The sequence below is a fragment of the Kosakonia sp. Marseille-Q7440 genome (genome assembly GCF_965119485.1).
The window spans coordinates 17804-37155 of the sequence record NZ_CBCPLT010000001.1; the positions used below are offsets into that span (position 1 = coordinate 17804).

The window sequence follows — 19352 nt, forward strand, 5'->3', positions numbered from 1 at the left end:
AGGGACGGGCACACTCAGCGTTCTGTTAACCCATCAGGAACGCATGATGTCCCTACGCACACTCATTCTCTGTTTTACGCTTCTTCTGAGCGGCATAACCCATGCCGACACCGCCTTCCGCCAGCTACATCTGCAAGAGGATAAAGCCCGCCCGCTTGATGTCGCCATCTGGTATCCGACTGCACAAACCGGCACCCCGGAAACGGTGGGCGACAACCCGGTTTTTGTCGGCACACCGGCTCTGCGTAACGCACAGCCCGCAACCGGTAAACATCCCTTATTACTGCTGTCACACGGTTACGGCGGCAACTGGCGCAACCTGAACTGGCTGGCGCAGCGCATGGCGGCGCAGGGGTATATCGTCGCTGCGCCCGATCATCCGGGCACCACCACCCGCAATAAAGCGCAGCAGGATGCCTGGCAGCTCTGGCAGCGGCCACGCGATTTGCGCCGCGTAATGAATGACCTGATTGGTGATCCTGCTATTGCTGGCCAGGTGGACACCCGGCGCATCGCCGCGATCGGCCACTCGCTGGGTGGCTGGACGGTAATGGAGCTGGCAGGTGCCCGTTTCGACGCCGGACGTTTCCAGACGGATTGTAAAAGCCATCCCGCGCTGTCGGGCTGTAAGCTGATCCCAGCCCTCGGCATCAATCGTCCTGAGGCATCTGCCCCGTTGAGGGAGAGCCAGCGCGAGCCGCTGATCAAAGCCATTGTTTCGCTGGATTTGGGGCTGGCGCGCGGTTTCACGCCGGAGAGCCTCGCTCAACTCGATTTGCCGGTGCTGATCCTCTCCGCGCAGGCCGATAGCGACGAGTTACCTGCCCGGCTGGAGTCCGGCTATCTGCAACATTACATTCCGGCTGCGAAGCAGCAGGCACAAAGCGTTACGGGCGCAACCCACTTTAGTTTTATGCAGCTCTGCAAGCCCGGCGCGAAGGCGCTGATTGAGGCGCAAGATCCGGGCGAAGGGATTGTGTGTGACGATGGCGGTGCGCTAAGCCGGGCTGACATTCATCAGCGGCTTAGCGACACGATCACGGCTTTTCTGCAACAGGCGCTGGATTACCCACCGCGCGGCGAAACTCCGTCGGGCTCACGCCGCTGATACGCACAAACTCGCGGTTGAAGTTCGATTTGGTGGCAAAGCCAGCATCAAGCATGATGCTGGTGACGGGCGCGTCGGTGGTGAGCAGCAGGTGTTGGGCATAGTGAATGCGAAAGCCGTTAATCCACTGTGAGACATTGCAGCCGCGCACCGCATTGACGGCGCGTGAAATCTGGCGAGCCGGGATCACCCATTTTCTCGCCAGCAGATCGAGCGTCAGGTCGCTATTGAGAAACAGCTGCTGTTCAGTAAGGCGTGCCTCCAGCTTTTCGCAGAGGGTAACCAGATCGTTATCCACCTCCACGCTTTGTACGTCGGCTGGCGGTATTAGCGGTGTTTCATCAGCGGCGGGGATTTTCTTGCCGCTGTAGAGAATGGCGAGGCAGATAAACGGCAGCAGTATCGCCTGCGAGAGGGCGACGAGGCGCGGTGCCTGCAAGCCGTCATACCAGGCGAAGTCGAGCATAATCGCCACATCGGTCAGGCCGCTAAAGCAGAGAAACGCCCCGGCAAGAAAGGCCATCACCGAGGTGCTGCGCGCATCCGTTAACCGTGTCAGCACAAAGGCATCTGCGCCCCGGTAAGCGGTCCAAATCAGTGCGCCACCGTAGCCGATGTAGAGCAGCATCAGAACTGTGTCGGTAGCCATGGGCGCAATCAGGTTCAGCGCCAGCGCGATGGCAGGCGGCAGCAGCGAGGCAATGCGTTCAGAGGTGCGGCTTTGATCGGTGACGCGGGCAAAACAGCGCCATGCCAGCGGCGGTAGCGCAATTGCCAGCATCGACTGTAGCTGTCGCAAAATTAGCGCATCAAATTGCCAGCGCAGCGCCGTCATCAGCACCAGCAACGCGCAGCCGGTGATAAAGGTGGCGAGGGTGCGATAGCCGGAAGGGCGTTGCAGCCAGACCTTTGCCAGCAGCATCAGTAGCAGGGAGAGGGTAAAAAACGGAACGGGAATGGCGGGCATCAGGCACCTGCGGTGGTGATTACGATCGGCGAATGCCATGTTGTGCCATAAAACGACGCGGAATACACCTCACCGTTTTGGCAGCAATAAAAAACGCCCGGTAAAGCGGGCGTCTCTTATGGGAATGAAGCGACAATCAAGCGCGCGGGGGAAGCCTGCGGTAGATCTCAATCAGGTCGTCGGCCAGATCCTGGATGACCATCGCGTTCATCAGGTGGTCCTGCGAGTGAACGGTGATGAGGTTAACCGGGAGTTTACCGGTGCCTTCGTCCAGACCGATTAGCTGGGTCTGGATCTTATGCGCTGCTTTAACAAATTCGCGTGACTCCTCCATCGCTTTTTCCGCGTCGTCGAAATCGCCTTTCCGCGCCATTTGCAGCGCGGTCAGTGCCTGGCTGCGCGCCGCACCGGCGTTGACCAGCAGTTCCATAATGATGGTTTCTAACTCTTCCACGCGCTCACTCCAGCAGCTTAAGGGCTTTTTCCAGTACGACATCGCCTTTCATCATGCCGTAATCCATCATATCGATCACCGCCACCTTCTTGCCCAGCGGCTCGGCCTGCGCCTGCAGTTTTGCCTGCTCATACTTCACCTGCGGCCCCAGCAACACGATATCTGCCGTTGCAATTTCATCTTTAAAGTCCGCAACAGGAACCGCTTTGATGGTGACCTCGACGCCTTTCTTTTGCGCCGCGTCTTTCATTCGTTGCACCAACATGCTGGTGGACATACCTGCTGCACAGCATAAAACGATGTTTTTCATAGTCAGCCTCGGTGTTGATGGGATAATTGATAATTATCCGTCGGCGTTGACTTCAACAACCGCTTTACGGTGATTGTGTGTCTGGCATCACAAAGAAAGGGCAGCGAATGTGAAACCGGTTACAACCTGACATCACTTCGTTTCACTCCTTGCATGACCGTCGTTGGCCGCGCTGTTTTTCAGCGTGATAAGCAGCGTACCTGCCAAAGGGGGGCGGAGCGGGAGAGGGGAACGGCGCCCGCTCCGGTCAGTGTACGCTGACGAAGCAAGGTTGCCGCAGCGGGCGCTGTGGTGCCAGCGCCCGAATTTCACTTTACGTAACAGGCCGCAAGAAAATTAACTGTTTATCAGCGTATTACTCTTTTTTTGCGGCACACGTCCCAGCCAGCTATCCCAGTCTTTCCACACCGGTTGCAGCCCACGGGCGATCAGCGCATCGGCGACCGCCTCCGGGCGACGTCCATCGTGGGGCGAGAACTGCTCCAGCTCCGGGTGATCGTCGGCATAGCCGCCGGGCTGCGTTTTAGAAAACGCACTGACATTGTTGATGGCGAGGGGAATAACATGATCGCGAAAGTGCGGCGACTCGCGCGTCGACAGCGACAGCTCGGTATCCGGTGCCAGCAGGCGGAAGGCGCAAATGGTCTGCACCAGTTGTTTCTCGTCCATGATTGACGCCGGTTCGATCCCGCCCGCGCAGGGGCGCAGGCGAGGAAACGACACCGAGTAGCGGCTCTGCCAGTAGTGTTGCTGTAACCAGAGCAGATGTTCCGCCACCATATAGCAGTCGACGCGCCAGCTATCAGATAACCCCATCAACGCGCCAAGGCCGATCTTGTCGATCCCCGCACGGCCAAGGCGATCCGGCGTCTCCAGCCGCCAGAAAAAGTCCTGCTTTTTGCCCCGCAGATGATGCCGGGCATATTGCGCCCTATGGTAGGTCTCCTGGTAGACCATCACACCATCCAGCCCGAGCCCTTTTAGCTCGCGATACTCCTCTTCGGAAAGCGGCTGCACTTCCATCTGCAACGAGGCGAACTGGCGGCGAATAGTAGGGAAATGGCGGCGAAAATAGTCCATACCCACTTTTCCCTGATGCTCACCGGTGACCAGAAGGAGATGCTCAAACCCCAATTCACGCAGGGCAGCGCACTCGCGAGCGATCTCCTCCTCATCCAGCGTTTTGCGTTTCAAATGGTTGCTCATCGAGAAACCGCAATAGGTGCAGTCATTGGCGCAGAGATTCGACAGATAGAGCGGGACATAAAAACTGACGGTGTTGCCAAAGCGCTGGCGGGTCAGGCGCTGCGCTTTCTGCGCCAGAGGCTCCAGCAGCTCGCTGGCCGCCGGGGAGAGCAGGGCCATCATATCGTCGCGGGTCACTTGCCGGGCGTTAAGCGCGCGCTCGACGTCAGCGGTGGTCTTGCTGTGAATACGCAGGCGGATATCATCCCAGTTCAGCTGCCGCCAGCGGTCGGTAAAGGTGTTCATTGCAGCGTCTCCAGAAAGCCGGTCAGCGGGCTGGTGGCCGCGGCGTAATGTTGGCGAGCGCCCGGTACGGCGCGGCGCGCCAGCGCCCCGGCTTCCACCGCCAGGCGAAACGCGCGCGCCATGGCGATCGGATCGTCCGCGACGGCGATGGCGGTATTGACCAGCACCGCATCCGCGCCCATCTCCAGCGCCAGTGCGGCGTGGCTTGGCGCGCCGATGCCGGCATCCACCACCACCGGAACAGTGGCCTGCTCAATGATGATCTCCAGCATGGCGCGGGTCTCCAGCCCCTGATTTGAGCCAATCGGCGCGCCGAGCGGCATCACCGCGGCACACCCCACCTCTTCCAGCCGTTTGCATAACACCGGATCTGCGCCGCAGTAGGGCAGCACCACAAACCCGCTCTGCACCAGCTTCTCTGCCGCGCGCAGGGTTTCGATAGGATCCGGCAGCAGCCAGCGCGCATCGGGATGGATCTCCAGCTTCAGCCAGTGTGTGCCCAGCGCTTCTCGCGCCAGTTGGGCGGCAAAGATCGCCTCTTCGGCATTTTTCGCGCCGGAGGTGTTTGGCAGCAGGGTGACGCCCGCGTCTATCAGCGGCTGCAAAATAGCGTCATTGCGCTGGCGTAAATCGACGCGCTTCATGGCCAGCGTCACCAGCTCGCTGCCCGCCGCCTGAATCGACTCCACCATCAGCTGCGGCGTGGCGAATTTCCCCGTGCCGGTAAAGAGGCGTGAGGAAAAGGTTTTATCTGCAATACGTAACATCTCAACCCCCTGCGATAACCTGAAACAGCAGGATGCAATCGCCATCCTGCAACTGTTGTTCTTCCCAGCGCTCGCGCGGCAGAATCGCCTCGTTTAGCGCCAGCGCGACGCCCGGCTTTAACTGTTCAAGCTCCTTAAGCAGGTCGGCAACGCTGAGCGCCTGCGCGCAGGTCATCGGTTCGTCATTAACGCGTATTTGCATGATGCCCTCCGCAGATCGGGCAGGTGCTGGCGCGCTGTAATGCGAGGGTGCGCCACAGGTTGGTGCGGGCGTCAAACAGCCGCAGCTCTCCCTGCGTCGCCTGCATACCGGTTAACAGCTTGATCGCTTCCAGCGCCTGCATCGCTCCCATAATGCCGACCACCGGGCCGACAATGCCCGCCGTGCGGCAGTTGCGTTCCGGTTCGCGCTCATCGGGCCACAAGCAGCGGTAGCAGCCCTGCTCCCAGGGCGGGGTGAGCACCAGCAACTGGCCGCCAAAGCCGACGGCGCTGGCGGAAACCAGCGGCGTATTACGCGCCACGCAGGCGGCGTTAATCGCCTGGCGGGTCTGCATGTTATCGCTGCAATCGAGCACCACATCGGCGCGCGAGACCTCTTCAAGCAGCGCGTCGCCGCTGAGCCGCTGTGAGAGAGAGACCAGTTCAATCTCCGGGTTGAGCTGATGCAGCCGCTCTGCTGTCACCGTGGCTTTTGGCTGGTTGATATCGCGCGAGGTAAAGAGGATCTGCCGTTGCAGGTTGCTCAGATGCACGGCGTCATCATCCGCCAGCACCAGCATGCCGACACCCGCGCCCGCGAGGTAGGCGGCGGCCGGCGCGCCAAGACCGCCAAGGCCGACAATCAATACCCGGCTGTCGAGCAGCTTCTGCTGCCCGGCGATGGCGATCTCCTCCAGCAAGATCTGGCGGCTGTAGCGCATAAAGTCGTGATCATTCATCGCCCACCCCCGCGAGATCCAGCAGCTGCCGCGTGGCCAGCTGCCACTCATCCGCCTGGGTAATGGCGCTCACCACGGCAATGCTGCCGACGCCCGTTGCCAGCACCTCTGGCGCGCGCGAAAGGCTGATGCCGCCAATCGCTACCGTCGGGTAATCACCGAGCCGCGCAACGTGGCGCGTAAGCGTTGCCAGCCCCTGCGGAGCGGAAGGCATCTGCTTGGTTTGCGTCGGGAAAACGTGGCCCAGGGCGATATAGGAGGGGCGTGCCGCCAGCGCGACATCAATTTCCATATCATCATGGGTGGAGAGGCCGAGCCGCAGTCCGGCCTGGCGAATGGCGGTTAAGTCGGTAGTGGCCAGATCCTCCTGACCGAGATGCACGCCGTAGGCCTGGTGTTTAATCGCCAGCCGCCAATAATCGTTGATAAACAGCCGCGCGTTGTAACGGCGCGCAAGGGCAATGGCGGCCATCACGTCCGCTTCCACCTCTTCGTCGCGCTTATCTTTGATACGCAGTTGCAGGGTGCGCACACCTGCATCCAGCAGGCGGGCGATCCACTCCACGCTATCGACCACCGGATAAAGCCCGAGGCGAAAGGGCACCGGCGGGAAATCAGGCTGGTACATTACGCCTCCTCCTGTTTCAGGTAGATCTCCCCGCCGCGGGCGCGGAAGTCGCTGGCTTTATCCGCCATGCCCGCATCGATGGTCTGCGCGGCGGCGTAGTCACGCACCTCCTGCGAAATCTTCATCGAGCAGAATTTCGGCCCGCACATCGAGCAGAAGTGCGCCACTTTGCCGGACTCCTGCGGCAGGGTTTCATCGTGATAGGCGCGGGCGGTGAAGGGGTCGAGGGCGAGGTTAAACTGATCTTCCCAGCGGAACTCAAATCGCGCTTTCGACATCGCATTATCGCGGATCTGCGCACCAGGATGGCCTTTGGCCAGATCCGCGGCGTGGGCGGCGATTTTGTAGGTAATCAGCCCCTGTTTAACATCCTCTTTGTTCGGCAAGCCGAGGTGCTCTTTCGGCGTGACATAGCAGAGCATCGCGCAGCCAAACCAGCCAATCATTGCCGCGCCGATGCCGGAGGTGAAGTGGTCATAGCCCGGCGCGATATCGGTGGTGAGCGGCCCAAGGGTGTAGAAGGGCGCTTCGTGACAGCTCTCAAGCTCCTCGGTCATATTGCGGCGGATCATCTGCATCGGCACGTGACCGGGGCCTTCAATCATCACCTGCACGTCATACTCCCAGGCGATTTTGGTCAGTTCCCCGAGCGTATGCAGCTCGGCAAATTGCGCTTCGTCATTGGCATCCTGAATCGATCCCGGGCGCAGGCCATCGCCGAGTGACAAAGAGACATCGTAAGCCGCGCAGATTTCGCAGATTTCGCGGAAGTGGGTGTAAAGGAAGTTCTCTTCGTGATGGGAGAGACACCACTTCGCCATGATCGAGCCGCCGCGCGAAACAATGCCCGTCAGGCGCTGCGCGGTCATTGGCACATAGCGCAGCAGCACACCGGCGTGGATGGTGAAGTAGTCGACTCCCTGTTCCGCCTGCTCCAGCAGGGTGTCGCGGAATACCGACCAGCTGAGATCTTCAGCGATCCCGTTGACCTTCTCCAGCGCCTGGTAGATCGGTACAGTGCCGATCGGCACCGGGCTGTTGCGCAGGATCCACTCGCGGGTTTCATGAATATAGCGACCGGTCGAGAGATCCATCACCGTATCCGCGCCCCAGCGGGTTGACCACACCAGCTTCTCCACTTCTTCTTCAATTGATGAGGTGACAGCGGAGTTGCCGATATTAGCGTTCACTTTCACCAGGAAGTTGCGGCCAATGATCATCGGCTCTGATTCTGGATGGTTGATGTTGGCGGGAATAATGGCCCGGCCGGCCGCCACTTCAGCGCGGACAAACTCTGGCGTAATGTTCTCCGGCAGCCGCGCGCCAAACCCTTCGCCCGGATGCTGGCGACGCAATACTTCACTGCGAATGCGCTCACGCCCCATGTTTTCGCGCAGGGCGATAAACTCCATTTCGGGGGTAATGATGCCCAAACGGGCATAGTGCAGCTGCGTCACGCATTTACCTGCTTTGGCGCGGCGCGGCGTCAGCAGGCCGCTAAAACGCAGCGCATCAAGGCCGTCATCCGCCAGGCGCTGGTTGGTATAGGCCGAGCTGCGATGGTCCAGCTCTTCGCTGTCATCGCGGGCGGCAATCCACGCTGCGCGCAGCTTAGCCAGACCCTGTTGCACATCAATGGCAATCGCCGGATCGCCGTAGGGGCCGGAGGTGTCATACACCGGCACCGCTTCGTTCTCTTCGTACTGCGGGTCGGTTTTTGAGCCGCCGACAAGCGTCGGGCTAAGCTGGATTTCGCGCATTGGCACGCGAATATCGGGCTGTGAGCCGGTGAGGTAGATGCGGCGGGAGTTGGGGAAAGCGGTGCCTTCCAGCGTATCGATAAAGTGTTGCGCCTGGGCGCGTTGTTCACGGCGTGAATATTGAGTAGTAGACATAGCTCATTCCAGTGTCAAAGGAGATGGCTTGTCAGACGACGGATGGAGTAATGGCAGCAAACCGCCCGTAAGGGTGGTGTGGTGGATGGATTACTCTTGTTCCCTTCGCAGGTATTAGCCTGATCAGGTTCCGCGGATCCCGAATTAACGGTCTCAGCCTTTTTACACCTCAGCTTTCAGAAAGCGTGGGTGTAAAAGAGTGGCACTCCGACAAGAAAAACCCCCGCCCGAAGCGGGGGACTGTTTTTAAACTACGCGTTAATGCTTAAGAACTCAAGCCGGGCGCGCCATCCCGGTTTCATCATTGGCGCTTTCGCTGAGGTGGTTATCGAACGCCAGCGTGATCAGCTGATCTTCCAGCGTAAAACGCGCCGCCAGCGCTTCACCGATGTCTGAGAGAGCCTGCTGGAACTCCATGCAGTTATCATCATCGATGGACTGTTCGAGGCTGGAATCATAATGTTTCATGATTTCAACGGTATTGGCTTCAAGCTGCGGATAGAGCTGAGTCGCCGCTAAAAGTGGGCTGGCGCCTTCCATTTCATTGATGATGCGTTCATAAATAGTGAAATGACCGGCGGAAAGGTATTCAACCAGGTTATGGCAAAAATCATCCAGCGCTTTTTCGTTAAGCTGCATGTACGACCCTTTGCCCGGCTTGATTCCCACCAGATTGTAATAGGAGATAAGCAACTGCTTACGTTCGTTGAGCCAGAAATCGATAAGCTTGTTACTTCCCCCCAGTCGTTCTGTCAGGCTTTCTAACTGGTTCAGCATAAATGACTCCGCAAAATGTAAGATTAAAAATGATGTAATAATAATGTTAATAACATGCCAGTGAAGCTAAGGTCGCGCAATGGTACAAACTCTTGAAGCTCATCACCGTGGCTGGTGGATAGTCAGCCATGAACAAAAATTATGGTTGCCCGCTGGAGAATTACCACATGGAGAGGCAGGAAATTTCGATCTTGCGGGTCAACCCGCGCAAATTATCGGCGAATGGCAGGGAGAGAGCGTCTGGCTTGTGCGCCAGCAGCGCTCCAGCGAGATGGGATCGGTACGTTTACTGATCGATCAGGATACCGCGCTGTTCCAGTTAGCCGGGCGCGGCGTGCAGCTGGCCGAGTTTTACCGCTCGCATAAGTTTTGCGGTTACTGTGGCCACACCATGCACCCCAGCAAAACCGAGTGGGCGATGCTCTGCGACCACTGCCGGGAACGTTACTATCCACAAATTGCTCCCTGCATCATTGTCGCTATTCGCCGCGATGACAGCCTGCTACTTGCCCAGCATACGCGTCATCGTAATGGCGTGTATACCGTGCTGGCCGGATTTGTTGAAGTCGGCGAGACGCTGGAGCAGGCGGTAGCGCGCGAGGTGATGGAGGAGAGCGGGATTAAAATCAAGAACCTGCGTTATGTTACCTCTCAGCCGTGGCCCTTCCCGCAATCATTAATGACTGCCTTTATGGCCGAGTATGAGAGCGGTGAGATCGTTATTGATACCAAAGAGCTGATTGATGCCGGCTGGTATCGCTATGACGACCTGCCGCTGCTTCCGCCGCCGGGTACCGTCGCGCGCCGCCTGATCGAGGATACCGTGGCGATGTGTCGGGCAGAGAGCGAATAAGGTGTATATACTGGCGGCCTGACGCTTGAGGAACTGACAATGACCGAACTGAAAAACGATCGTTACCTGCGCGCGCTTCAGCGCCAGCCAGTAGATATGACGCCGGTATGGATGATGCGCCAGGCAGGCCGCTATTTGCCGGAATATAAGGCAACCCGTGCGCAGGCCGGCGATTTTATGTCGCTGTGCCGCAATGCGGAGCTGGCCTGTGAAGTAACGATGCAACCCCTGCGCCGCTACAAGCTGGATGCGGCGATCCTCTTCTCCGATATCCTGACGGTGCCGGACGCGATGGGGCTGGGGCTCTATTTCGAAGCCGGTGAAGGGCCGCGTTTTAGCCATCCCATCACCTGTAAAGCGGACGTGGACAAGCTGCCGGTGCCGGACCCGGAAGATGAGCTGGGTTACGTGATGAACGCCGTGCGCACCATTCGCCGTGAACTGAAAGGCGAAGTGCCGCTGATTGGTTTCTCCGGCAGCCCGTGGACGCTGGCGACCTACATGATTGAAGGCGGCAGCAGCAAAGCGTTCACTAAAATCAAAAAGATGATGTACGCCGAGCCGCTGGTGCTGCATGCGCTGCTGGATAAGCTGGCGCAGAGCGTGACGTCTTATCTCAACGCGCAGATCCGCGCTGGCGCGCAGTCGGTGATGATTTTCGACACCTGGGGCGGCGTGCTGACCGGGCGCGACTACCAGCAGTTCTCGCTCTACTACATGCATAAAATCGTCGATGGCCTGCTGCGTGAAAACGAAGGGCGTCGCGTGCCGGTGACCCTGTTTACCAAAGGCGGCGGCCAGTGGCTGGAAGCGATGGCGGCGACCGGCTGCGATGCGCTCGGCCTCGACTGGACCACCGATATTGGCGATGCGCGCCGTCGCGTTGGCGACAAAGTGGCGCTGCAGGGCAACATGGATCCCTCTATGCTTTATGCGCCGCCTGCACGCATTGAGGAAGAAGTGTCTACAATTCTCTCTGGCTTTGGCAAAGGCGAAGGCCATGTATTTAACCTCGGTCACGGCATCCACCAGGATGTCCCGCCGGAACATGCAGGAGTATTTGTCGAGGCGGTTCACCGTCTGTCGGCCCCCTGGCATCAATAAGGAGCAAATATGGATCTCGCGTCGCTACGCGCACAACAACTTGAACTGGCCTCTTCCGTGATCCGCGAGGATCGTCTTGATAAAGATCCGCCGACGTTGATCGGCGGGGCGGATGTCGGTTTCGAGCAGGGTGGCGAAGTGACGCGGGCGGCAATGGTACTGCTCACCTGGCCTTCGCTGGAACTGGTTGAGTATCAGGTGGCGCGTATCGCCACCACCATGCCCTATATTCCTGGCTTCCTCTCATTTCGTGAGTATCCCGCGCTGCTGGCGGCGTGGGAGATGCTGTCGCAAAAACCCGATTTACTCTTTGTCGACGGGCATGGGATCTCCCATCCGCGCCGTCTTGGCGTTGCCAGCCATTTTGGCCTGCTGGTGGATGTGCCGACCATCGGCGTGGCGAAAAAACGGCTGTGTGGGAAGTTCGAACCGCTGGCCGATGAGCCCGGTGCGCTGTCGCCGCTGGTGGATAAAGGTGAACAGCTGGCGTGGGTATGGCGCAGCAAAGCGCGCTGTAATCCGCTCTTTGTCGCTACCGGCCACCGTGTCAGCCAGGATACTGCGCTGGCGTGGGTGCAGCGCTGCATGAAGGGCTACCGCTTGCCGGAGCCAACGCGCTGGGCAGATGCCGTGGCATCGGGTCGCCCCGCCTTTGCGCGATGGCAGGCAATTCAGCGCGATATCGGGTAAACTGCGGCGCATTACCGTTTTTGAGAAGCGATCATGTTACAAAACCCGATTCATCTGCGACTGGAAAAGCAGGAAAGCTGGCAGCACGTTGTTTTCATGGCCTGTCTGTGCGAGCGCATGTACCCCAACTATGCGCTGTTCTGCCGCCAGACCGGCTTTGGCGATGCGCAGCTCTATCGCCGTATCCTTGACCTGGTGTGGGAAACAGAGACCGTCAAAGATGCGAAGGTCAATTTCGACAGCCAGCTTGAGAAGCTGGAAGAGGGGATCCCCGCCGCAGAGGATTACGATCTCTACGGTGTCTACCCGGCGATTGACGCCTGTGTGGCGCTGAGCGAGTTGATTCATTCGCGTCTGAGCGGTGAAACGCTGGAACACGCCATTGAGGTCAGCAAGACCTCGATCACCACTGTCGCGATGCTGGAAATGACGCAGCAGGGCCGCGAAATGACCGATGAAGAGCTGGGTCTTAACCCCGCTGTAGAGCAGGAATGGGATATCCAGTGGGAGATTTTCCGCCTTTTGGCCGCCTGCGAAGAGCGCGATATTGACCTGATCAAAGGCTTGCGCGCAGACCTGCGCGAGGCTGGCGAGAGTAATATCGGTATAAATTTGCAGCAATGAGACAATAAAACGTGATTTAAGGCCTGTTTTGTCGCGCCTGAAGGCTTCCCTTCTGACCCCCGTCTGGTCTACATTTGGGGGGCGAAAAAAAGTGGCTATCGGTGCGTGTATGCAGGAGAGTGCTTTTGAGGCATTTCCGTCGCACTCGATGCTTAGCAAGCGATAAACACATTGAAAGGATAACTTATGAACAAGACTCAACTGATTGATGTAATTGCAGACAAGGCTGATCTGTCTAAAGCGCAAGCGAAAGCTGCACTGGAATCCACCCTGGCTGCCATTACTGAGTCTCTGAAAGAAGGCGATGCGGTACAACTGGTTGGTTTCGGCACTTTCAAGGTGAACCACCGCGCTGAGCGTACTGGCCGCAACCCGCAGACCGGTAAAGAAATCAAAATCGCCGCAGCTAACGTGCCGGCATTTGTTTCTGGTAAAGCACTGAAAGACGCTGTTAAGTAAGACAGCATGGCAGTGAACAGTTTTGTCGAAGGGGCGGTAACGCCCCTTTTGTCATACTGGCGTCGCCCGCTTTTGCTGGTCGGCGCACTGCTGCTTGCCGCCTGTAGCCACGATTCGTCATTGCCGCCCTTTACCGCCAGCGGTTTCGCCGGCGATCAGGGCGCAATACGCATCTGGCGTAAAGATTCAGGCGGTGAGACCCACCTGCTCTCCGCATTTAGCCCGTGGCATCGTGGGAACACCTCTTTAGCTGAGTATCGCTGGCAAGGCGATGCGCTAACCCTTATCGAACTCAATATCTACGCTAATCCGCCTGAGCATATTCGCGTGCGTTTTGACGATCGTGGCGAGTTGAGCTTTATGCAGCGCGAAGTGAACGGCCAGAAGCAGCAGCTCTCCAGCGACCAGGTTGCGCTTTATCGCTACCGCGCTGAACAGATCCGCCAGACCAGCGATGCGCTGCGTCAGGGACGGGTTGTACTGCGTCAGGGGCGCTGGCAGGCAAATAACACGGTGCAGACCTGCGAAGGGCAGACCGTGAAGCCAGAGCTTGATACGTGGGCGTTAAACCATATTGCGCAGCGCCAGAGCCGTTCGTCGCTGGCGGTGAGCGTGGCGTGGCTGGAAGCGCCGGAAGGGGCGCAGCTGTTGCTGGTGGCGAATGAGGATTTCTGTCACTGGCAGCCGACGGAGAAGAACTTTTAGCGTTGGCGTCATCGGTGCGTTGCCCGATGGCGGCGATGCCTTATCGGGCCTACGAAAAGCGCTTGCACGACAGTGAGGTGCGTTCCGCAGTCCGGATAAGCGCAATGACCACGACACGGTTTTGTAGGCCGGATAAGCGCAGCGCCATCCGGCAATTCGACTTCTGAACGCCGGGTAAGCAAAATCCCACCCGGCCGTGGATCGCGTATTACTTGCTGCCCTGTTCGCGGGCAATCGCGCGGTAACCAATATCGCTGCGGCTAAAGCTGCCATCCCAGTGGATATCGGTCATCAACGCATAAGCGCGCTGCTGCGCTTCGGCAACGGTGTCACCCAGCGCAGTCACGCACAGCACACGTCCACCGTTGGTCAGCACCCGATCATCGTCAGCAAGCGTGGTACCGGCGTGGAACACTTTCCCGTCCGCAACCTCTTCTAACGGCAGGCCGTGGATCTGATCTCCAGTGCGATAGTTACCCGGATAGCCTCCGGCAGCCATCACCACACCAAGCGATGCGCGCGCATCCCATTTCGAGACTTTCTCATCCAGCTTGCCGTCACAGGCTGCCAGGCAGAGTTCCACCAGGTCCGACTGCAAACGCAACATAATCGGCTGCGTCTCCGGGTCGCCAAAGCGGCAGTTGAACTCGATCACCTTCGGGTTGCCCTGCTTATCGATCATCAGCCCGGCATAGAGGAAACCCGTGTAGGTATTTCCTTCTGCCGCCATGCCGCGCACGGTTGGCCAGATGACCTGATCCATTGCCCGCTGGTGGACTTCATCGGTCACCACCGGCGCCGGGGAGTATGCTCCCATACCGCCGGTATTCGGGCCGGTATCGCCGTCGCCGACGCGTTTGTGATCCTGGCTGGTCGCCATTGGCAGCACATGCTCGCCGTCGACCATCACAATAAAGCTCGCCTCTTCGCCGTCGAGAAACTCCTCAATCACAATGCGATGACCCGCATCGCCAAAGGCGTTACCGGCCAGCATATCGTGGACTGCCGCTTCCGCCTCTTCCAGCGTCATGGCGACAATCACCCCTTTACCGGCTGCCAGACCGTCCGCTTTGATGACAATCGGCGCGCCTTTCTCGCGCAGGTAAGCCAGCGCTGGCTCTACCTCGGTAAAGTTCTGGTACTCCGCCGTCGGAATGTTGTGGCGTGCGAGGAAATCTTTGGTGAAGGCTTTGGAGCCTTCGAGCTGCGCTGCGCCTTGGGTCGGGCCAAAAATTTTCAGCCCCTGCGCGCGAAAGGCATCAACCACGCCAATCACCAGCGGCGCTTCCGGGCCAACGATGGTCAGATCGATCTTCTCGCTCTGGGCGAAATTAACCAGCGCCGGAATATCCGTCGCGCTAATCGCCACGTTTTGCAGCGTCGGCTCCAGCGCCGTGCCGGCGTTACCCGGTGCGACAAAGACAGTTTCAACCCGCGCAGACTGGGCCGCTTTCCAGGCCAGCGCGTGTTCGCGCCCGCCGTTACCAATCACTAATACTTTCATTCTCTGCTCCGTGGATTAATGGCGGAAGTGACGCATGTCGGTGAAGATCATCGCGATGCCGTGCTCGTCGGCGGCGGCAATCACTTCGTCATCGCGGATAGAACCGCCCGGCTGGATAACGCAGCTCACGCCGACAGCGGCAGCGGCATCAATACCATCACGGAACGGGAAGAAGGCGTCAGAGGCCATTGCGGAACCTTTCACTTCCAGCCCTTCGTCAGCGGCTTTGATACCAGCGATCTTCGCAGAATAAACGCGGCTCATCTGGCCTGCGCCAATACCGATGGTCATGTTCTCTTTGGCATAGACAATGGCGTTGGATTTAACGAACTTCGCTACCTTCCAGCAGAAGAGCGCATCGCGCAGCTCTTGCTCGGTCGGCTGGCGCTTGCTGACTACGCGCAGCTCATTGGCAGTCACCATGCCCAGATCGCGATCCTGAACCAGCAGGCCGCCATTGACGCGTTTGAAATCGAGGCCCGGTACGCGCGCTGCCCACTGGCCGCAGACCAGTACGCGGACGTTCTGTTTGGCGGCGGTAATGCTCAGCGCTTCCTTTGTGGCAGACGGGGCGATAATCACTTCCACAAACTGGCGAGAGATAATGGCCTGCGCCGTTTCAGCATCCAGTTCGCGGTTGAAAGCGATAATGCCGCCGAATGCTGAGGTCGGGTCGGTTTTATAAGCGCGATCGTACGCATCAAGAATTGAGCCGCCGACGGCGACACCGCACGGGTTGGCGTGTTTCACAATCACGCAGGCGGGCTCATCAAACTCTTTCACGCACTCCAGCGCCGCGTCGGTGTCGGCGATGTTGTTATAGGAGAGCGCTTTGCCCTGCAGCTGCTGCGCGGTGGCAACGGAAGCCTCTTTGATCTCTTCTTCTATATAGAAGGCAGCGTGCTGGTGGCTGTTTTCACCGTAGCGCATATCCTGCTTCTTAATAAAGTTGAGGTTCAGCGTGCGCGGGAAGCGGCCGGCTGGCTCTTTGCTCTCGCCATGATAGGCGGGCACCAGGCTGCCGAAGTAGTTGGCGATCATGCTGTCGTAAGCGGCGGTGTGCTCAAAGGCTTTGATCGCGAGGTCGAAACGGGTCTCCAGCGTCAGCGAGCCGTCGTTGGCATCCATTTCATTAATGATGGTGGTGTAGTCGCTGCTCTTAACCACAATGGCGACATCTTTATGGTTCTTCGCGGCGGAGCGCACCATGGTCGGGCCGCCGATATCGATATTCTCAACGGCGTCTTCCAGCGAGCACCCTTCACGGGCAACAGTCTGGGCGAAGGGGTAGAGGTTAACCACTACCATATCGATTGGTGCGATGGCGTGCTGCGCCATGATGTCATCATCCTGGCCGCGACGACCGAGAATGCCGCCGTGCACTTTCGGGTGCAGGGTTTTTACGCGTCCATCCATCATTTCCGGGAAACCGGTGTAGTCGGAGACTTCGGTCACCGGCAGGCCTTTATCTGCCAGCAGGCGAGCGGTTCCGCCGGTAGAGAGCAGTTCGACGCCACGCTGGGAGAGCGCCTGGGCGAATTCGACGATACCGGCCTTATCAGAAACACTGAGCAGGGCGCGGCGGACTGGACGACGTTGTTGCATGGTAAATCCCCTGGATTTGACTTTAACAGAGAGCGTTAGCTGAATTTTCGCTTCTTTATTATGGGAAGATTCAGCTAACACCCCAGGCAGGGCGGATTAATTTTGCGCGGGCATTGTAACGAAAACGTTTGCGCAACGCTCGGGAATTTTTCCACTTTTGGCGCTTTGTGGATAACTCTGTGTGTAAATGCGTATAAGGGCGGCTTTTGCTGTGGAATGCAGCAGTCAGTCATTTTTATGTCATTTTTCTATTGCGGGGTGCGGAGAACTCCCTATAATGCGCCTCCATCGACACGGCGCTAAGCAAACAACAGCTTGCAGCGACGTTAAGTCGGAAGAGAAAAAATCCTGAAATTCAGGGTTGACTCTGAAAGAGGAAAGCGTAATATACGCCACCTCGCGACAGAGCGCTGAAGCGCGTCGCAACTGCTCTTTAACAATTTATCAGACAATCTGTGTGGGCACTCAGGTGACATGGATTCTTAACGTCCTCGGACGATAAATGAATACCAAGTCTCACGGGTGAACACGTAATTCATTACGGTTTAATTCGATGAGCATCAAACTTTAAATTGAAGAGTTTGATCATGGCTCAGATTGAACGCTGGCGGCAGGCCTAACACATGCAAGTCGAACGGTAACAGGAAGCAGCTTGCTGCTTTGCTGACGAGTGGCGGACGGGTGAGTAATGTCTGGGAAACTGCCTGATGGAGGGGGATAACTACTGGAAACGGTAGCTAATACCGCATAACGTCGCAAGACCAAAGAGGGGGACCTTCGGGCCTCTTGCCATCAGATGTGCCCAGATGGGATTAGCTAGTAGGTGGGGTAACGGCTCACCTAGGCGACGATCCCTAGCTGGTCTGAGAGGATGACCAGCCACACTGGAACTGAGACACGGTCCAGACTCCTACGGGAGGCAGCAGTGGGGAATATTGCACAATGGGCGCAAGCCTGATGCAGCCATGCCGCGTGTATGAAGAAGGCCTTCGGGTTGTAAAGTACTTTCAGCGGGGAGGAAGGCGATGCGGTTAATAACCGCGTCGATTGACGTTACCCGCAGAAGAAGCACCGGCTAACTCCGTGCCAGCAGCCGCGGTAATACGGAGGGTGCAAGCGTTAATCGGAATTACTGGGCGTAAAGCGCACGCAGGCGGTCTGTCAAGTCGGATGTGAAATCCCCGGGCTCAACCTGGGAACTGCATCCGAAACTGGCAGGCTTGAGTCTCGTAGAGGGGGGTAGAATTCCAGGTGTAGCGGTGAAATGCGTAGAGATCTGGAGGAATACCGGTGGCGAAGGCGGCCCCCTGGACGAAGACTGACGCTCAGGTGCGAAAGCGTGGGGAGCAAACAGGATTAGATACCCTGGTAGTCCACGCCGTAAACGATGTCGACTTGGAGGTTGTGCCCTTGAGGCGTGGCTTCCGGAGCTAACGCGTTAAGTCGACCGCCTGGGGAGTACGGCCGCAAGGTTAAAACTCAAATGAATTGACGGGGGCCCGCACAAGCGGTGGAGCATGTGGTTTAATTCGATGCAACGCGAAGAACCTTACCTGGTCTTGACATCCACAGAACTTTCCAGAGATGGATTGGTGCCTTCGGGAACTGTGAGACAGGTGCTGCATGGCTGTCGTCAGCTCGTGTTGTGAAATGTTGGGTTAAGTCCCGCAACGAGCGCAACCCTTATCCTTTGTTGCCAGCGGTTAGGCCGGGAACTCAAAGGAGACTGCCAGTGATAAACTGGAGGAAGGTGGGGATGACGTCAAGTCATCATGGCCCTTACGACCAGGGCTACACACGTGCTACAATGGCGCATACAAAGAGAAGCAATCTCGCGAGAGCTAGCGGACCTCATAAAGTGCGTCGTAGTCCGGATTGGAGTCTGCAACTCGACTCCATGAAGTCGGAATCGCTAGTAATCGTGAATCAGAATGTCACGGTGAATACGTTCCCGGGCCTTGTACACACCGCCCGTCACACCATGGGAGTGGGTTGCAAAAGAAGTAGGTAGCTTAACCTTCGGGAGGGCGCTTACCACTTTGTGATTCATGACTGGGGTGAAGTCGTAACAAGGTAACCGTAGGGGAACCTGCGGTTGGATCACCTCCTTACCTTAAAGAACCTTTCCCTGCAGTGTCCACACAGATTGTCTGATGAAAAGTAAAAAGCAAGGCGTCTTGCGAGTGAGACTTTGTGTCCCCTTCGTCTAGAGGCCCAGGACACCGCCCTTTCACGGCGGTAACAGGGGTTCGAATCCCCTAGGGGACGCCACTTGCTGGTTTGTGAGTGAAAGTCACCTGCCGATATATCTCAAACCTGATTCCTGTGTGAACAGTGAGTCATGTCTGAGATATTTGCTCTTTAAAAATCTGGATCAAGCTGAAAATTGAAACACAGAACAATGCGAATTGTTCCGTGAGTCTCTCAAATTTTCGCAACTGAGGGTGTTTTACGAAACATCTTCGGGTTG

The 19352-nt window shown here is 57.8% G+C and carries 19 protein-coding genes, 1 tRNA gene, 1 rRNA gene and 1 riboswitch; of the genes, 9 read left to right on the top strand and 12 right to left on the bottom strand.

What is annotated here, in order from left to right:
• Nucleotides 1-46 precede the first annotated feature (46 nt).
• The gene (locus ACWPW2_RS00090; RefSeq protein ID WP_454123549.1) at nt 47-1108 is read left to right on the top strand and encodes an alpha/beta hydrolase family protein; all 1062 of its coding nucleotides are present in this window, start codon (nt 47-49) and stop codon (nt 1106-1108) included.
• Here the strand turns inward: ACWPW2_RS00090 and ACWPW2_RS00095 are convergent.
• From ACWPW2_RS00095 to ACWPW2_RS00140, 10 genes are all read right to left on the bottom strand, one after another.
• Nucleotides 1038-2075: a helix-turn-helix domain-containing protein gene (locus ACWPW2_RS00095; RefSeq protein WP_454121211.1), complete on the bottom strand. Its 1038-nt coding sequence runs from the start codon at nt 2073-2075 to the stop codon at nt 1038-1040. The genes ACWPW2_RS00090 and ACWPW2_RS00095 overlap by 71 nt on opposite strands.
• Nucleotides 2076-2211: 136 nt before the next feature.
• Nucleotides 2212-2529, bottom strand: coding sequence for a PTS lactose/cellobiose transporter subunit IIA (locus ACWPW2_RS00100; RefSeq protein ID WP_023479392.1), 318 nt, complete (start codon nt 2527-2529; stop codon nt 2212-2214).
• Between the two features lie 4 nt (nt 2530-2533).
• Nucleotides 2534-2839: a PTS sugar transporter subunit IIB gene (locus tag ACWPW2_RS00105; RefSeq protein WP_023479403.1), complete on the bottom strand. Its 306-nt coding sequence runs from the start codon at nt 2837-2839 to the stop codon at nt 2534-2536.
• Between the two features lie 336 nt (nt 2840-3175).
• A complete protein-coding gene (thiH, locus tag ACWPW2_RS00110; protein WP_454121213.1) occupies nt 3176-4330 on the bottom strand; it encodes a 2-iminoacetate synthase ThiH in 1155 nt (384 codons plus the stop codon).
• Nucleotides 4327-5097 carry a thiazole synthase gene (thiG, locus tag ACWPW2_RS00115; protein WP_454121215.1) on the bottom strand — a complete coding sequence of 257 codons (771 nt, stop codon included), beginning with the start codon at nt 5095-5097 and terminating at the stop codon, nt 4327-4329. Before thiG ends, thiH begins: the two co-directional genes overlap by 4 nt.
• Before the next feature lies 1 nt (nt 5098).
• Nucleotides 5099-5299 carry a sulfur carrier protein ThiS gene (thiS, locus tag ACWPW2_RS00120; protein WP_270222036.1) on the bottom strand — a complete coding sequence of 67 codons (201 nt, stop codon included), beginning with the start codon at nt 5297-5299 and terminating at the stop codon, nt 5099-5101.
• Complete coding sequence (locus ACWPW2_RS00125; RefSeq protein WP_454121216.1) at nt 5283-6038, bottom strand: HesA/MoeB/ThiF family protein; 756 nt, start codon at nt 6036-6038, stop codon at nt 5283-5285. Before ACWPW2_RS00125 ends, thiS begins: the two co-directional genes overlap by 17 nt.
• Nucleotides 6031-6666 carry a thiamine phosphate synthase gene (gene thiE, locus ACWPW2_RS00130; RefSeq protein ID WP_454121218.1) on the bottom strand — a complete coding sequence of 212 codons (636 nt, stop codon included), beginning with the start codon at nt 6664-6666 and terminating at the stop codon, nt 6031-6033. The genes ACWPW2_RS00125 and thiE overlap by 8 nt, the downstream gene beginning before the upstream one ends.
• Nucleotides 6666-8561: a phosphomethylpyrimidine synthase ThiC gene (gene thiC, locus ACWPW2_RS00135; RefSeq protein WP_454121220.1), complete on the bottom strand. Its 1896-nt coding sequence runs from the start codon at nt 8559-8561 to the stop codon at nt 6666-6668. Before thiC ends, thiE begins: the two co-directional genes overlap by 1 nt.
• An 83-nt stretch (nt 8562-8644) precedes the next feature.
• A riboswitch (TPP riboswitch) is annotated at nt 8645-8781 on the bottom strand.
• A gap of 53 nt (nt 8782-8834) precedes the next feature.
• Nucleotides 8835-9338, bottom strand: coding sequence for an Rsd/AlgQ family anti-sigma factor (locus ACWPW2_RS00140; RefSeq protein ID WP_023479394.1), 504 nt, complete (start codon nt 9336-9338; stop codon nt 8835-8837).
• Between the two features lie 79 nt (nt 9339-9417).
• On the opposite strand from ACWPW2_RS00140, the gene nudC reads away from it, so the two are divergent.
• The 6 genes from nudC (at nt 9418) to ACWPW2_RS00170 (ending at nt 13773) form a co-directional block, all read left to right on the top strand.
• Entirely contained in the window at nt 9418-10191 is a 774-nt protein-coding gene (nudC, locus tag ACWPW2_RS00145) for an NAD(+) diphosphatase (RefSeq protein ID WP_279794931.1), read from the top strand.
• Nucleotides 10192-10230: 39 nt separating this feature from the next.
• On the top strand, nt 10231-11295 hold the full coding sequence (hemE, locus tag ACWPW2_RS00150; protein WP_023479397.1) for a uroporphyrinogen decarboxylase: 1065 nt from the start codon (nt 10231-10233) through the stop codon (nt 11293-11295).
• A 9-nt stretch (nt 11296-11304) separates the two neighbouring features.
• Nucleotides 11305-11985 (top strand): deoxyribonuclease V, encoded by a 681-nt coding sequence (nfi, locus tag ACWPW2_RS00155; RefSeq protein ID WP_187800499.1) that lies wholly within the window; start codon nt 11305-11307, stop codon nt 11983-11985.
• A 33-nt stretch (nt 11986-12018) separates the two neighbouring features.
• Nucleotides 12019-12609 carry a YjaG family protein gene (locus tag ACWPW2_RS00160; protein WP_023479398.1) on the top strand — a complete coding sequence of 197 codons (591 nt, stop codon included), beginning with the start codon at nt 12019-12021 and terminating at the stop codon, nt 12607-12609.
• A gap of 186 nt (nt 12610-12795) precedes the next feature.
• On the top strand, nt 12796-13068 hold the full coding sequence (gene hupA, locus ACWPW2_RS00165; RefSeq protein WP_002884342.1) for a nucleoid-associated protein HU-alpha: 273 nt from the start codon (nt 12796-12798) through the stop codon (nt 13066-13068).
• 12 nt (nt 13069-13080) lie between these two features.
• Nucleotides 13081-13773: a DUF1481 domain-containing protein gene (locus tag ACWPW2_RS00170; protein WP_312122903.1), complete on the top strand. Its 693-nt coding sequence runs from the start codon at nt 13081-13083 to the stop codon at nt 13771-13773.
• Between the two features lie 208 nt (nt 13774-13981).
• Here ACWPW2_RS00170 and purD read toward each other — a convergent pair whose 3' ends face one another.
• The gene (gene purD / locus ACWPW2_RS00175) at nt 13982-15277 is read right to left on the bottom strand and encodes a phosphoribosylamine--glycine ligase (protein WP_446428085.1); all 1296 of its coding nucleotides are present in this window, start codon (nt 15275-15277) and stop codon (nt 13982-13984) included.
• Between the two features lie 15 nt (nt 15278-15292).
• Nucleotides 15293-16882: a bifunctional phosphoribosylaminoimidazolecarboxamide formyltransferase/IMP cyclohydrolase gene (purH, locus tag ACWPW2_RS00180; RefSeq protein ID WP_320511189.1), complete on the bottom strand. Its 1590-nt coding sequence runs from the start codon at nt 16880-16882 to the stop codon at nt 15293-15295.
• Nucleotides 16883-17451: 569 nt separating this feature from the next.
• Between purH and ACWPW2_RS00185 the strand changes: the two genes are divergently transcribed.
• Both ACWPW2_RS00185 and ACWPW2_RS00190 read left to right on the top strand, forming a co-directional pair.
• Nucleotides 17452-18993, top strand: a 16S ribosomal RNA gene (locus tag ACWPW2_RS00185).
• Between the two features lie 84 nt (nt 18994-19077).
• Nucleotides 19078-19153 (top strand) — tRNA-Glu (locus ACWPW2_RS00190).
• The last annotated feature ends 199 nt before the right edge of the window (nt 19154-19352 follow it).

Bases quoted from the DNA above. Each gene is read 5' to 3' on its own strand.
- ACWPW2_RS00090 (WP_454123549.1), top strand. From the start codon at position 47: ATGTCCCTACGCACACTCATTCTCTGTTTTACGCTTCTTCTGAGCGGC.
- ACWPW2_RS00095 (WP_454121211.1), bottom strand. From the start codon at position 2,075: ATGCCCGCCATTCCCGTTCCGTTTTTTACCCTCTCCCTGCTACTGATG.
- ACWPW2_RS00105 (WP_023479403.1), bottom strand. From the start codon at position 2,839: ATGAAAAACATCGTTTTATGCTGTGCAGCAGGTATGTCCACCAGCATG.
- thiH (WP_454121213.1), bottom strand. From the start codon at position 4,330: ATGAACACCTTTACCGACCGCTGGCGGCAGCTGAACTGGGATGATATC.
- thiG (WP_454121215.1), bottom strand. From the start codon at position 5,097: ATGTTACGTATTGCAGATAAAACCTTTTCCTCACGCCTCTTTACCGGC.
- thiS (WP_270222036.1), bottom strand. From the start codon at position 5,299: ATGCAAATACGCGTTAATGACGAACCGATGACCTGCGCGCAGGCGCTC.
- ACWPW2_RS00125 (WP_454121216.1), bottom strand. From the start codon at position 6,038: ATGAATGATCACGACTTTATGCGCTACAGCCGCCAGATCTTGCTGGAG.
- thiE (WP_454121218.1), bottom strand. From the start codon at position 6,666: ATGTACCAGCCTGATTTCCCGCCGGTGCCCTTTCGCCTCGGGCTTTAT.
- thiC (WP_454121220.1), bottom strand. From the start codon at position 8,561: ATGTCTACTACTCAATATTCACGCCGTGAACAACGCGCCCAGGCGCAA.
- ACWPW2_RS00140 (WP_023479394.1), bottom strand. From the start codon at position 9,338: ATGCTGAACCAGTTAGAAAGCCTGACAGAACGACTGGGGGGAAGTAAC.
- nudC (WP_279794931.1), top strand. From the start codon at position 9,418: ATGGTACAAACTCTTGAAGCTCATCACCGTGGCTGGTGGATAGTCAGC.
- hemE (WP_023479397.1), top strand. From the start codon at position 10,231: ATGACCGAACTGAAAAACGATCGTTACCTGCGCGCGCTTCAGCGCCAG.
- nfi (WP_187800499.1), top strand. From the start codon at position 11,305: ATGGATCTCGCGTCGCTACGCGCACAACAACTTGAACTGGCCTCTTCC.
- ACWPW2_RS00160 (WP_023479398.1), top strand. From the start codon at position 12,019: ATGTTACAAAACCCGATTCATCTGCGACTGGAAAAGCAGGAAAGCTGG.
- hupA (WP_002884342.1), top strand. From the start codon at position 12,796: ATGAACAAGACTCAACTGATTGATGTAATTGCAGACAAGGCTGATCTG.
- purD (WP_446428085.1), bottom strand. From the start codon at position 15,277: ATGAAAGTATTAGTGATTGGTAACGGCGGGCGCGAACACGCGCTGGCC.
- purH (WP_320511189.1), bottom strand. From the start codon at position 16,882: ATGCAACAACGTCGTCCAGTCCGCCGCGCCCTGCTCAGTGTTTCTGAT.